This window comes from Chitinophaga horti (assembly GCF_022867795.2).
Lineage (GTDB): Bacteria > Bacteroidota > Bacteroidia > Chitinophagales > Chitinophagaceae > Chitinophaga > Chitinophaga horti.
Genome location: NZ_CP107006.1, coordinates 5,352,427 through 5,365,939 on the forward strand (window position 1 = coordinate 5,352,427; position 13,513 = coordinate 5,365,939).

Here is a 13,513-nt window from a genome sequence, read left to right on the forward strand (position 1 = left end):
GATGATGAATAAAACAATTGGACTACTCTTAGTGAGCAGCCTGTTCACCCAGGCGCTTTATGCACAGAAAACATTTCAGATCAAAGGCGACCTGCAGGATACAGCCCGCGACGGACAAAAAGTATCAATCAGCTACTACGAAGGCGCGAGCAAAATGTACAAATCTGCCGTGATCAAAGACGGCAAGTTCACGATCGACGGACAGGTAACGGAGCCAACCTATGCTGCGATGAGCACCGGCATTCCCGCAGCGATGCGTAAGGAAAATCCGTGGGTGATGAGTGAGCAGACGGCACTTTTTATTGAAGGTGGCGACATTACGGTAACGGGCAAAACCCTGGAAGGCGCAGTAATCAAAGCAACCGGCAAGGCGCAGGCAGATTACCTGTTGCTGAAAAAACAGTTGAAGCCATTTGCGGACAGGCAGCGCGACTCTTACAACGCGATGCTGCACGCTGTGGTAGCGAAAGACACCGTAGAACGTAACCGCCTGAAAGTGATCAATGAGCGCAGTAAAGCGCAGATTGACAGTGTTGAAGTGGCTTTCCTGACGAGCCACCCTGCTTCGTATGTTACGTTAGAGCTGTTTCGCCAGCGCGTAAACGCCATCTCTCTTACTAAAGAGAAAGATAAATTGTCCGCCTGGTATAAAGCCCTCTCCGCCCCGATGAAACAAACGTTGATCGGCAAGCAGCTGAACGAACAAATCAGCTCCGCCTTCAAACTGGCCCCTGGCAATCCTTCCCGTGACTTTACGCTGAAAGACACACTCGGTAACCCGATTGCGTTATCATCCTTCCGCGGTAAGTACGTGTTGTTAGATTTCTGGGCGTCATGGTGTATGCCTTGCCGTGCGGAGAACCCGGCGATCAAGAAAGCCTATGCGCGCTTTAAGGATAAAAATTTCGAAGTACTCGGCGTATCGCTGGAACGCCCCGGCGACCGCAAAGCGTGGGTAGCCGCTATTCAGAAGGACGAACTGCCATGGAAACACGTGGCTCCGCTGGAAGTTAAAGAGCGCGATGATGTGACTAAACTATATGGTATTACCAGTATCCCTATGAATTTCCTGATTGATCCTAATGGAAAGATTATCGCGGTGTATTTACGTGGGGAAGAGTTGATGAAAAAATTGGAAGAAATATTGTGATTTGATGATTTTGGTTTTGTAAGGAGGCCCCGGGTGTTTACCCGGGGCTTTATTGTTGGTGGCTTTACTTGAATTTATGTAAAATTCTCTACGGCAGATCGGAAAAAAACCGATTATCTACTCAAAATTTCACACGCTTACGCTGTAAACTGAACAGTTTTTATACTCTTCCACGTCTCCAAAGCCCAATCGAGGTCGCCATCATAATCAAAATAAATAGCAGCCAATACCACTTCTTTATCGATGATGCAGAAACCGTATAGTACGCTGTACTTTTTATCCCCTTCCTCCTCCTCGATGATATAACCTATCCTGGCCACCTGCTCGTCCGACTGGTCGAAGGTTTGTACGGTTTTACTTTTCGACTGATCGCGGTTATCTATCTGGCCCTGGTACTCCTGAACAAGTGCTTCCTTGTTGTTGTCGGCGCGCCAGATCGTGAGGCGGACTGATTTATCGCCGGTGGTGTAAAGCAAATCTCCGCTTTCTTCCACCCGCCGTTCGAACAGGTTATTGATGTCGATCGTCCAATCTTTGGTGAGTTGATGCGTGGCCATGTAATCATCTTCCATGTCGAAGTCCAATACCTGGAGCCATTCATTATGTTCATCTTTTTCCCATACCGAGCCTACTCCTTTATGCAGAATATCCTCTACAGATGGGTCAATGGCAATGAGTGCTTCCGGGGTACAGATGACCGGTTCTGCCTCGTCTTCTCCTTCCAGGCCGCAGAACACGCGCCAGCCGGTATCTTCGGGGCGGGTGCGTTTTTCGCGGTACATGAAGCGGGGTTCGATCTTTTCGTCGAGGATCATTTTAGAAACGAGGAGGGCGGGAGTCATATTGATTATCGTTTAATGGTGTTAGGTATTGCTATTTCCGTTCCAAAAAATGGGGGAGGTGTAGTGCTGTTAATAGTATTATCGGTGGTATTTGAGCGATGAGAGTACGGAATTGCTGGCTTGGGGTTTAGTAGAGAATTTACACAAATAGCAGTCTGTCAGGTTGGGTGGTGATTGAGCTGTTTTGGTGAATACTGACTTTCAATCGTTTGATGCATTGTGAATTATATGTGCGACATACACATATAGCAAATTGACATGTTTTAGGAAAAGTAGGCTAAAAGAGCCGGCCTTTGTGAGACCGGCACTTCCTTTTAATTGGATTCTTCCGGTTTAGTGGTTCGGCCGCCGCGGTCGATGATCTTCCGCATGTTGTAGTAGACGTTTTCGAACTCGTAATCCTCAATCAAGTTTTATCAATCTCAGAATAATCCGTACCAATCGTGCCCACCGCTCACGAGTAACTCAAATGCCTGGACAAATTGTCCACCGCAATCCTGATAAACCTGTCGTTGGAAAAAAGCGTCTTCTTCCTGTTACTCCAACCTTCCAAATGCGCCCTTACTTCCTCAACAGTTCTGACATGCTGCCCTACCATGATAAAGTCAATAGTTGATAATAACTCAAGACCAAAAGATGAATAGAACCCTTGCAGAAAGCTCTTCGTTTTATCGACTATCTCTTTATAATGCACATTTTCAGGTTGGGAAAGATAGCTATCAATATCCACTGCGGCCTCAGGTATGAGCCCCAGTTCCTCGAATGGTTTCTTGTCTTTAGAGCTATACCCCTTAATATAGCTGCCATTAAGATAGTAGAGTACGTGTTTCACCTTACCGGAATAAGGACCATAGAAGTTAGGTGAGTAATTGAGATTGAAAATGCCCTCTCCACCAAATCGCTGGAGAAAATAGGCGATTTTCTCAGCCGAAAACTCAGAAACGAACTCGCCGCCACTAACGGAATCGTATAGTACTGCCAGTAACATTGCTCTTGCTGGCGTGAGCTTCACTCGTTCTTTCCGAAGTACTTCCTTTATCTCCTTCGACGGCTCATAAATGTATATATCGCACTCCAATGGGCCTAGATATTCCAACAACATTTCCTTGACCCTCGTCCATTCCAGTCCGCCGTTGCCAGCGCCAAGCGGAGGAACGGCGATCGATTTAATGCTCCGTTCTTTTATCAGATCAACGAGCGCCAAAAGGCCATCGTTTATATAGCTATATTCAGATGGTTTACGCCAGGATGTTTTGGTGGGAAAATTAATGATGATCTTATTCCCTGCCAATAAGGACTCTTCTTCTGTTACCAGCAATTTTCCAACTGTCAATTCGTTGTTTTTACATGCCTTCTGGTATATTTTATAATTGTTGGGAAATGCCTGCTTGAATTGTAAAGCAATACCTTTACCCATAACACCTTCGGTATTTACAGTGTTTACTAAAGCTTCTGCTTTACTTTCCAACAAATTGCCGGTGGTGTAATGTATCATAGTCTAAAAGTATGCGTCTGGTTTAATAACTATTTTCGCGCCTTCAATTCCCAACGCTGTTAACCGGGCCTTTGCCGCTTCATTGTATACAATATAGCCTAAAATTGCTGAAACAGGAATGTCTTGTCTAACCAAAAACTCAGCCTCTTTGCGTCTTTTCAAGTCCAGATCATCTTCCCTATTCCAATATTTTGAAGATACCGCGTCCCAATCCACCAGGTCTAAAATACGGTCAACGTTCCCTCTATCGTACTGTAAACTGAAGGAGTTTACGGAATGTCCGTCCGTAAATACATAGTCGATCCCCAGCTGCTCAATTTCGTAAACGGAAGTAATACAATAAACGATGTCAGCAGGCAAGGTTGCCGTGACCATATTAAATCCTCTTTGAATAACGTACAACATCGGCATCCGCGCTCCAAAATAGAATGGAATATAGCTGCCCAACAATGTTCCGTTATCAAGAATGAAATCTTTCCTGGTGGCAATCAGTGAGTCGTCGCCGATAGGAACATATTGGGGATTAGCATTCGTAGAGGCGACATGCGTAATACCATGTTTCAAAATGTGAGGCACATTTCGGATATGCGTCATTCTATAAAGATATACCTTCTTTAAGTCGGGCATGCTGGCAACTAATGTCTATCTGAAATAGCTTGTTTTAATGATTACGCGCACGAAATCGTATCATTCAAATTAATCAATTAAATCACTATCCCCAAATCTTCAGAATCTCACTGCCACCGAAGTGTGTGAGATCGACTATTATCATTTCCCTGGTTTCCTCAAAATAAAAAGGCCTGCATTTCTGCAAGCCTTCATTTTCTGCTCCCCCTGCTGGACTTGAACCAGCGACCCTCTGATTAACAGTCAGATGCTCTAACCAACTGAGCTAAGGAGGACTGTGTTTCCCGTGATTGGGATTGCAAAAATAGGCAAAAATTCATTTCTGCAAAATCTAATTGAAAAAATTTTAAAAAATCTTCCGGCACAGCAATAACAATTTCCTCGTAAATTGAGTCAGCGCCTAGGTTTCGCGCGTTATGATCAACTATGAAGAAATTTATTATCCGCCTGGCCCTCATCCTCGCTGTCACGCCCGTGTTCGCACAATCGGGCGCGGACACGCTCCTTATACGCCTCAATCATACGCTCGAACAAACTAGCCATTTCGATCAACAGAAAATCGCCCAAATAAATAAACTAAAATCAGCCTGCCACGAAGCACAACTGCCGGCACAAAAGTTCGCGGCCTGCCTCCAGCTGTTCGAGGCGTATAAATCTTTCCGGTTCGATTCGGCGTTTGCCACGGCGCAGGAGTTGCAGCAACTGGCGGCCAGTATGAATGACTCTAACCGGCTACAGCAGGCGAAAATAAAACTGGGGTTTGTGCTCATTTCCTCGGGCATGTTTTATGAAACGGGGGTGCTCATGCGGGATGTACACGCGCAAACGCTGCCGGATTCGCTGAAGGCGGAATACTATGTCCTCATGCGCCGCTATTACTATGACCTCGCAGATTATGTGAACAATTGGTTCTACACGCCCGGGTATATCCGGCAGGCGGCCTTGTATACAGACTCGGCGCTCCAGTATTATCCGCCGACGCATTTCGAATACCTGAGCAACCTGGGCTATAAACATTACAAGGCGGGCAATATGGACTCGTCGCTGGTGTACCTCACGAAGGCGCTCGAACTGGATCTCAATTACCACCAGCAGGCGATGATGTATGCGAACGTGGGCAACATTTACTCGGCCAAGAAGGAATATAATAAGGCGATCGACTTCCTGGCGAAGTCGGCGATTGCGGATGCGAAGGGGTCGATCAAGGAAACGACGGCGACTTTTAACCTGGCGTCGATCCTGTTCCAGACGGGGGACGTGAAAAACGCGTCGCGGTATATTGAGAAGGCGGTGGAGGATGCCACGTTCTACGGGGCGCGGCAGCGAAAGGTGCAGGTGAGCGAGATCTTACCTATTATAGAAGGAGAGAAGCTGAATACCGTCGAGGGACAAAAACGCCTGTTGCTCTTTTATGCAGCCATTGCCACGGCGCTGGTGCTGGCGCTGATCGTCCTCACGATCATCGTCATCAAACAGGTGAAAAAATTAAAACTGGCCCAGGCGGCGCTGTCGCTGGCGCATGTGAAGCAGCAGGAAATAAACGAGGAATTGCGGGAGGCGAATAAGATCAAGGAGGAATATATCGGCTACTGCTTCCGGATGAATTCGGAGTATATCGGCAAAATAGAAAAGCTCAAAAAGGGGCTCGACCAGAAAATGGCGGACAAAAACCTGAATGAGGCACGTTTCCTCGTCAATAATATTAACGTAAAGCAGGAACGGGATGAACTGTTCCGCAATTTCGACCGCATCTTCCTGAAAATATTCCCGCACTTCGTGGAGGAGTTCAACGGGTTCTTTAAAGAAGAGGACAGAATACACTTAAAGGATAACGAACTGCTCAACACAGACCTTCGCATCTTTGCACTCATTCGCATCGGCATCTCCGAAAATGAAAAAATTGCGCAGATCCTGGAGTATTCGGTGAACACGATTTACGCATACAAAACGAAGATCCGGAACAAGGCGACGGTGCCGAATGACGAGTTCGAAGCGCGGATTATGGACATAAAAGCGCTCTAAAACGTCTATATTAAAGAAATTATAATGTTTATACAACTGGTTGATTGAGAAAGATTTATTTCCGCTCATCGGTCCAAATCCCGCCAATATTATCTATATTCGGACTGTAAAACTTTTTCAGTTCTGTTTAACCCGTTTACTTTGACATTACAGCGGAGCACTCTGCACCGCCCTTCCACGTACAAACCAAAATTGATCGAGTATGAAACCCAAACTTCCAAACGAACACAAAACGTAATTCCATTCCCGACAGAAAGATGTAGTAGCAGATCAACAAGCGAAAAAAACGACCTACTCCCTCTTTGCCGGCGTAAAAAACTTCTCTTCAATAATAAACCTCTACGTTATGATCACCACTCGAATCATGCGGGCGATCTTGCTTTGCCCCCTGTTTCTGGCCCTGCCGTGCCTGTTAATGGCGCAGACAAAGGCAATATCGGGCTCCGTTAAGGACGAAAAAGGCGCAGCAGTTCCCGGCGCCACCGTCCAGGTTAAAGGCACTAACACCGGTACCACGACCAATGCCGAAGGCGATTTTAAACTGAATGCGCCCAATGCCGCTACCACACTCATCGTTTCCTTTCTGGGGTACACAACGCAGGAAGTAGATATTTCCAGCAATTCCACGGTGGCGGTAGTACTGGCAATGGACAACACAACGCTCACAGACGTGGTAGTCGTAGGCTACGGCACCACGCGCAAAAAGGACCTTACCGGGGCGGTTACTTCCCTTAAGACGAAAGATTTTAACCGGGGCATCGTATCGGCGCCGGACCAGCTGATCCAGGGTAAGGTCTCTGGTTTGATGATCGTGAACAACAGTGGCGCACCCGGTGGTGCAGCAACGGTCCGTATTCGCGGTAATGCATCGGTGCGCTCGGGCAACCAGCCTTTGTATGTGGTGGACGGGGTACCGCTGGATGGCCGCACCGCCCGCCCCAACATCGACGCTAACGGTCTGGGACAAACGCCGGACGCCAACCCGCTCAACTTCATCAACTCGTTCGACATTGCTTCCATCGAGGTATTAAAAGACGCCTCGGCGACCGCGATCTACGGTTCGCGCGGCTCCAACGGGGTGATCATCATCACAACTAAAAAAGGCGCACCCGGCACCACCAAGGTGGATGTATCTTATTCAGTAGGCACCAGCAACATGATGAAAAACCTGGACGTGCTCAGCCCGTCGGAATACCGCAAGGCGCTGGACGACTACAACCTGGCAGGCGGCGACTATGGCGGCAATACGGATGCTATGGACGCGATTACGCGCAACGCGCTTACCAATAATATCAACGTAGGCGTAAGCGGTGGCAATGAAAATGGCCGGTACCGCGCGTCTTTCGGCCTGCTGGACCAACAGGGTATCGTCATCAAATCGGGATTGAAGAAATATACCGCTAACCTCAACGGGCAGTATAACTTCCTGGAAAGCAAACGCCTGGGCCTCGACTTTAACCTGAGCGCCGCACACACCAGGGAACAACTGGCGCCGATCACGAACAACGCGGGCTTTACGGGCAGCCTGATTGGTCAGGCCTTGCAGTGGAACCCTACGCAGCCGTTGTACAAGACCGACGGCTCGCTCAACATCCTCGGCAACGGCGACCCGATCAATCCGCTCGCCATGTCGAAGGCGTTTAACGACAATGCGAACATCAGTTACCTGCTGGGAAGCATTTCGCCCTATGTAAATATCGCTGACGGACTGCAATACCGCTTCCTGTACAGCATCAACCGCCAGATAGGCATCCGTCGTGCTGAGATCAAATCTTTCATCAACATCAATGGTGTGAATGGCTTTGGCCAGGCTTACTACGGTAACACGGAGCTTACTTCGCAGCTCTTCACGCATACACTCAGTTATAACAAAGAGTTTAAAAACAACCTGAACTTAAGTGCAGTGGTGGGATATGAATACCAGAAGTTCGAGTACCGCGGTACCGCATTGGGTGCGCTCGGTTTTTCTACGGATGAACTGGATTACACGAACATCCTTCAGAACGCTTTACAGTCAAACACTTTCATGAACGGATTCCAGAACCCGAGTTCAGAAATTCAATCAGTGTTTGGTCGCGTAACGATGAACCTGCAGGACAAATACCTGCTCACGGGTACACTTCGCGCCGACGGTTCTTCTAAATTCGGTGCGAATAATAAATACGGTTACTTCCCGTCTTTTGCGGCGAAATGGAACATCAGCAACGAGGCTTTCCTGAAAGGCAACACGTTCTTTAACCAGCTAGCCGTACGTGTAGGATGGGGCATTACGGGCAACCAGGAGTTTCCGGCAGGCGCGGCACAGGAGCAATATGTACTGGGTGCCGGCGGCGGCGCGGGACTTAGCAACGTAGCCAACCCTGATCTTAAATGGGAAAGCAGCCAGCAGCTGAACGCGGGTATCGACTTCTCCCTGGCAGACAATCGCATTTATGGTAGTGTAGATTACTTCCATAAGAAAACGACGAACCTGCTGTTCAACTTCCCGGCTATTCAACCGGCGCCGGCTTCCAACTACTGGATCAACCTGCCGGGTAATGTACTCAACTCGGGCGTGGAACTGGCGATTAAAGGCGACGTTGTTCGCGGCAAAGACTGGCAGTGGACGCTGGGCGCAAATGCGGCGTTCATGAAGAATGAGCTGCGCGACTACGCCGGCCCCATCGTCCTCACCGGCTCCATCAGCGGCCAGGGCGTTTCCGGCGCTACCATTCAGCGGCTCGTAAGCGGCCACCCACTCAATACATTTTATGTGAGAGACTTCCAGGGATTTGATGATAACGGCCAGGGCGTGTACGCAGAAAAAGGTTCCAGCATGTACTACCTGGGCGATCCTAATCCAGACCAGCTGCTCGGCATCACCAGCGAACTGAATTATAAAAGATGGGCGCTCAATATTAATATGAACGGCGCGTTCGGTCATCATGTGTACAACAACACGGCCAACACGGTACTGCCGATCGGTAACCTCGGCTCCCGCAACATCGCGGCTTCGCTGCTCGGCACCAAAGAAGCGCTGAGCAACCCGATCACGACTTCCAGCCGTTACCTGGAGAAGGCCGATTTCATGAAGCTCACGAATGCGACGCTCAGCTACAACCTCGGCAATATCGGCCGCAATATCAAAAACGTAAACCTTTTCGTTACGGGCCAAAACCTGTTCGTGCTCACGGGCTACTCTGGCTTCGACCCGGAAGTGAATACGGATAAAAGCATCAACGGGGTTACTTCTTTCGGTATCGAGTACTCGCCGTACCCTACTGCCAGAACGATTCTCTTCGGCCTTAACTTCTCGCTTTAATGTTTAAAATCTAAGATCATGACCCGAAATAAAATATTCGCCGTTTCCATCGCAGCACTGGGGCTGATGTACAGCTCCTGTACCGACCTGGACGAAACACTCGGCTCCACGATTACAAGAGACCAGGCCGACTCGGTGATTAAAGTACCGTCGCTGCTGAAAACTGCTTACGACGCGTTACAATTGCCTTACCAGGACCAGAGCAACTTTTGGGCACTGTGCGAAATGACTACTGACGAAGCTGTCGCACCCACCCGCGGCGGCGACTGGGACGACAACGGCGTATGGCGCGCCCTGCACCTCCACGCCTGGACGCCCGATCATACGCACGTGAACGACGCGTTCAATAACATTCTTACACTGGAGTTTGCGGCCACGAACGTGTTGAACTTTAACCCGTCTGCCTCTCAGTCTGCCGAAGCCCGCTTCCTGCGTGCCTTTGCCATGTTCTCTGTGCTGGATGGCTGGGGACAGGTGCCGTACAGGCAGCCCGGCGACACGTTATTGAATCCACCGAAAGTATTGGTCGGCAACGATGCTTTAACCTTTATTGTGACGGAGCTGGAAGCGATCATGAACGATCTGCCTGCTGGTCCGCCCGCTACGCCCGCTTACCAGGCCAATAAAATTGCAGCCAAAACTTTGTTGATGAAGTGTTACCTGAACAAAGGCGCTTTCGCGAATCGGGAAGCGCCCACGTTCGACCCTGCTGATATGACGAAGGTGGTGACACTGGCGGATGAGATTATTGGTACGGGCAGCTTTAGCATCTCGAACAACTTCTACGACAACTTCGCTTACAACAACGACGTGATCAGCACGGAAAACATTTTCACCCAGCAAACGGCCCTGGCCTTAGTACTGCGCGTGGTGGCAACTCATCCTTCTGCCGCTGGGCGCCAACCCTTCATTACAACCAGCGCCCAAGTGGCTGGAATGGCTTCTCTACGCTGAGCAATTTTTATGACAAGTTCGAAGCCACCGATACCCGTCGCGGTGCGGCTTATCCAGGTGTGACGAATGTGTCGGGCTTACGTGTAGGCTTGTTGGTAGGGCAGCAATTCGATCAAACCGGTAAAGAACTGGTAGACCGTAAAGGCAACAAACTAGCCTTTACCCGCGAACTGCTGTTGCAGGAAACCGGTAACGACCTCGAAGTAAAAGGCATCCGCGTGGTGAAATATCCACCAGACTTTGTAACGCTCAACGGCCAGAACAGCAACAACGCCAGCAATGATTATGTTTTTCTCCGTTATGCAGATGTGTTACTCATGAAGGCGGAAGCACTGTTGCGCAACAATGGCGCGGGCGCAGCACTTACGATCGTCAATCAGCTGCGGGTAAAACGCGGCGCAACACCACTGTTGGCCCTCACACTCGACAACATGATCGACGAACGTGGCCGCGAGTTTTACTGGGAGGGCTGGCGTCGCCAGGACCTGATCCGCTTCGGCAAGTTCCTGGAACCTACGCAGCTGAAACCTACCGACGACAAAAAATATCTCCTGTTCCCGATACCGGCCAACGCCAAAGCGGTGAACCCGAACCTTACGCAAAACGACGGATACTAACGTTTCGTTTTTTCGCAGTTGATCAATTCCATAAAAGGGCTGTTGTCTAACAGCCCTTCTTATGGACCTCTCCCTCTTAAACATACTGACATGAAAAAATTGCTCCTGCCAGCCCTGCTGCTGCTGACGGGCCTCCCTTCTTATGCACAGTCGCTGCGCACCATCGGTAATGTGCGCGCCGTCAACATCGGCAACGGGCAGGTGACGATTGAGGTGAACAATGCCAACGTGCTGGTACAGGTATATACACCGAACATCATTCGCCTGCGGATCGATAAAAAGGAATTGGGAAAAGATTTTTCCTATGCGGTGATAGCGCAACCTGTGCAGACCAGTACCCGCATCTCCCAAAATGAAAAAGAAATTTTAGTCGCCACCGACTCGCTGCAACTTCGCATCAACAAAACGCCTTTCGCGGTTACGTTCCTTACGCCGGATGGCAAAGTGATTAATGAAGATGAGAAGGGACTGACCAGCTCCTGGTCGGGCGATGCGGTAACGACTTACAAAAAAATGCAGGAGGGCGAACGGTTTATCGGCCTGGGCGAAAAGGTAGGCAACTTCGACCGCCGGGGCAATGCCTTTACCAACTGGAACTCCGACGTATTCGGCTACAGCACCGGCCAGGACCCGCTGTACTCGACCATTCCCTTTTACGTAGGCATCCACCACGGCATGAATTACGGTATTTTCTTCGACAACACCTGGCGCAGCGATTTTAATTTCGGGGCGAGCAACAACCGTTTCTCCTCCTTTGGTGCCGCCGGTGGTGAAATGAATTACTACTTCATTTACCATACGCGCCTGGCGGATATTATTCAATCGTACACGCATCTCACCGGCCGTATGCCGCTGCCTCCGCTGTGGAGCCTTGGCTACCAGCAAAACCGCTACAGCTATTACCCCGACTCGGAGGTGATCCGCATCGCACAAACCCTACGCGAAAAGAAGATACCCGCCGATGGCATAACACTCGACATCCACTACATGGACGCTTATAAAATTTTCACCTGGAACAAAGACCGCTTCCCTAACCCGAAACAAACGACGGACGCGCTGAAGAAGCTGGGTTTTAAAACCACCGTGATCATGGATCCGGGCATTAAGGTGGAAAAGGGTTACAGCTCGTACGAAAGCGGCCTGCAACAAAACATTTTTATTAAGTACCCCGACGGCCAACCTTACACCGGACAGGTATGGCCCGGCTGGTGCCACTTCCCGGATTTTACGAGCGAAAAAGGCCGTACCTGGTGGAAAAAAGAAATGAAAGCCTACTTCTCCAGCGGCGTAGAAGGTTTCTGGAACGACATGAACGAAATCGCCACCTGGGGCCAGAAGATGCCGGACAATGTATTATTCGCCCACGAAGGCGACACGATTGCGCACCCACAGGCACACAACGCCTACGGCCTGCAAATGACGAAAGCCAGTTACGAAGGTGCCCGCGAAGCCATGAACCGCCGCCCCTTTGTGCTCACCCGCGCCGGTTACGCCGGCCTGCAACGCTACACCGCCATCTGGACGGGCGATAACCGCGCGGAAGATGATCACATGTTGCTCGGCGTGCGGCTACTCAACAGCCTTGGCATATCCGGCGTGGCGTTTAATGGAATGGATGTGGGTGGCTTTACGGGCAACGCGTCGGTCGGTTTATACACCCGCTGGGTACAACTCGGTGCCTTCATGCCATACTTCCGCAACCATACCGGCGTAAACACCCGCAGCGCAGAACCCTGGTCGTTTGGCGAAGAGGCGTTGGAAATTGCGCGCAACTATATCAACCTGCGTTATCGTTTGCTGCCTTACCTGTATTCGCATTTTTACGAAGCCACGCAAACGGCGATGCCCATTATGCGCAGCCTGTCCATCGACTACACCCACGACCCCAAGGTATACGATCCCCGCTTTCAAAACCAGTTTATGTTCGGCCACGGCCTCCTGGTAACGCCGTTTGAAAGCCAGCGTACTTACGCGGAAGTGTATCTGCCGCAAGGCAAATGGTATTCGCTTTATACGGATGCAGTGTCCGAGGGCGGGCACGAATACGTGTACCCGATGATGATGAAACATTTGCCAGTATATGTGAAAGCGGGCAGCATCGTCCCTGCGCAATCGCTGGTGCAAAACACGACGGAGAAGCCGGGGGATACATTGTTCTTACACGTGTATAAGGGCGAACAACCGAATAGTTTCCTGTATTACGAAGATGATGGGGAAACGTATGATTACGAAAAAGGGCAGTTTTACAAAAGGCAGATTAAATATGAAGGTGGGCAGCTGGTATTAGAGAAACCCGAAGGTAAACGCGCATCGCAGTTCAGTATGTTAAGCCTCGTTTTACACGGGTTTGATCAACCCATCCCGAAAGCCAAGACAGAAAAAATGGCCTGGCTTAACGCGATCTCCCGCTTCGACCCACAGGCGGGCGATTCCGCAACAGACAGCTGCACGGTGCAACGCATCCACCTGAAAAATGAGAACAGCAAAATCGTAGTAGGATTGTAA

The 13,513-nt window shown here is 49.8% G+C and carries 9 protein-coding genes and 1 tRNA gene; 6 read left to right on the top strand and 4 right to left on the bottom strand.

Annotation, left to right across the window (positions count from 1 at the left end):
• The first annotated feature begins 4 nt into the window (after positions 1-4).
• Complete coding sequence (locus MKQ68_RS21520; RefSeq protein WP_264280894.1) at positions 5-1,150, top strand: TlpA disulfide reductase family protein; 1,146 nt, start codon at positions 5-7, stop codon at positions 1,148-1,150.
• A 137-nt stretch (positions 1,151-1,287) separates the two neighbouring features.
• Here MKQ68_RS21520 and MKQ68_RS21525 read toward each other — a convergent pair whose 3' ends face one another.
• The 4 genes from MKQ68_RS21525 to MKQ68_RS21540 all read right to left on the bottom strand — a co-directional run bounded on the left by MKQ68_RS21525 (position 1,288) and on the right by MKQ68_RS21540 (position 4,389).
• Positions 1,288-1,992 (bottom strand): DUF2185 domain-containing protein, encoded by a 705-nt coding sequence (locus tag MKQ68_RS21525; RefSeq protein WP_264280895.1) that lies wholly within the window; start codon positions 1,990-1,992, stop codon positions 1,288-1,290.
• A gap of 454 nt (positions 1,993-2,446) precedes the next feature.
• Positions 2,447-3,487 carry a type II toxin-antitoxin system antitoxin DNA ADP-ribosyl glycohydrolase DarG gene (darG, locus tag MKQ68_RS21530; protein WP_264280896.1) on the bottom strand — a complete coding sequence of 347 codons (1,041 nt, stop codon included), beginning with the start codon at positions 3,485-3,487 and terminating at the stop codon, positions 2,447-2,449.
• Positions 3,488-3,490: 3 nt separating this feature from the next.
• Positions 3,491-4,081 carry a type II toxin-antitoxin system toxin DNA ADP-ribosyl transferase DarT gene (gene darT, locus MKQ68_RS21535; protein WP_255859272.1) on the bottom strand — a complete coding sequence of 197 codons (591 nt, stop codon included), beginning with the start codon at positions 4,079-4,081 and terminating at the stop codon, positions 3,491-3,493.
• Between the two features lie 234 nt (positions 4,082-4,315).
• Positions 4,316-4,389: transfer RNA gene (locus MKQ68_RS21540), tRNA-Asn, on the bottom strand.
• A gap of 151 nt (positions 4,390-4,540) precedes the next feature.
• Here MKQ68_RS21540 and susR point away from each other — a divergent pair.
• From susR to MKQ68_RS21565, 5 genes are all read left to right on the top strand, one after another.
• Complete coding sequence (gene susR / locus MKQ68_RS21545; protein ID WP_264280897.1) at positions 4,541-6,136, top strand: SusR family glycan utilization regulator; 1,596 nt, start codon at positions 4,541-4,543, stop codon at positions 6,134-6,136.
• A gap of 346 nt (positions 6,137-6,482) precedes the next feature.
• Positions 6,483-9,437: a SusC/RagA family TonB-linked outer membrane protein gene (locus MKQ68_RS21550; RefSeq protein ID WP_264280898.1), complete on the top strand. Its 2,955-nt coding sequence runs from the start codon at positions 6,483-6,485 to the stop codon at positions 9,435-9,437.
• Between the two features lie 18 nt (positions 9,438-9,455).
• Positions 9,456-10,391, top strand: a complete 936-nt coding sequence (locus MKQ68_RS21555; RefSeq protein ID WP_264280899.1) for a RagB/SusD family nutrient uptake outer membrane protein — start codon at positions 9,456-9,458, stop codon at positions 10,389-10,391.
• 59 nt (positions 10,392-10,450) lie between these two features.
• On the top strand, positions 10,451-11,008 hold the full coding sequence (locus MKQ68_RS21560; RefSeq protein ID WP_264280900.1) for a RagB/SusD family nutrient uptake outer membrane protein: 558 nt from the start codon (positions 10,451-10,453) through the stop codon (positions 11,006-11,008).
• 90 nt (positions 11,009-11,098) lie between these two features.
• Complete coding sequence (locus MKQ68_RS21565) at positions 11,099-13,513, top strand: glycoside hydrolase family 31 protein (protein WP_264280901.1); 2,415 nt, start codon at positions 11,099-11,101, stop codon at positions 13,511-13,513.

Excerpts from the sequence above, each read along its gene's own strand:
- MKQ68_RS21525 (WP_264280895.1), bottom strand. The coding sequence starts at position 1,992 with ATGACTCCCGCCCTCCTCGTTTCTAAAATGATCCTCGACGAAAAGATC.
- MKQ68_RS21520 (WP_264280894.1), top strand. The coding sequence starts at position 5 with ATGAATAAAACAATTGGACTACTCTTAGTGAGCAGCCTGTTCACCCAG.
- darG (WP_264280896.1), bottom strand. The coding sequence starts at position 3,487 with ATGATACATTACACCACCGGCAATTTGTTGGAAAGTAAAGCAGAAGCT.
- MKQ68_RS21565 (WP_264280901.1), top strand. The coding sequence starts at position 11,099 with ATGAAAAAATTGCTCCTGCCAGCCCTGCTGCTGCTGACGGGCCTCCCT.
- susR (WP_264280897.1), top strand. The coding sequence starts at position 4,541 with ATGAAGAAATTTATTATCCGCCTGGCCCTCATCCTCGCTGTCACGCCC.
- darT (WP_255859272.1), bottom strand. The coding sequence starts at position 4,081 with ATGACGCATATCCGAAATGTGCCTCACATTTTGAAACATGGTATTACG.
- MKQ68_RS21555 (WP_264280899.1), top strand. The coding sequence starts at position 9,456 with ATGACCCGAAATAAAATATTCGCCGTTTCCATCGCAGCACTGGGGCTG.
- MKQ68_RS21550 (WP_264280898.1), top strand. The coding sequence starts at position 6,483 with ATGATCACCACTCGAATCATGCGGGCGATCTTGCTTTGCCCCCTGTTT.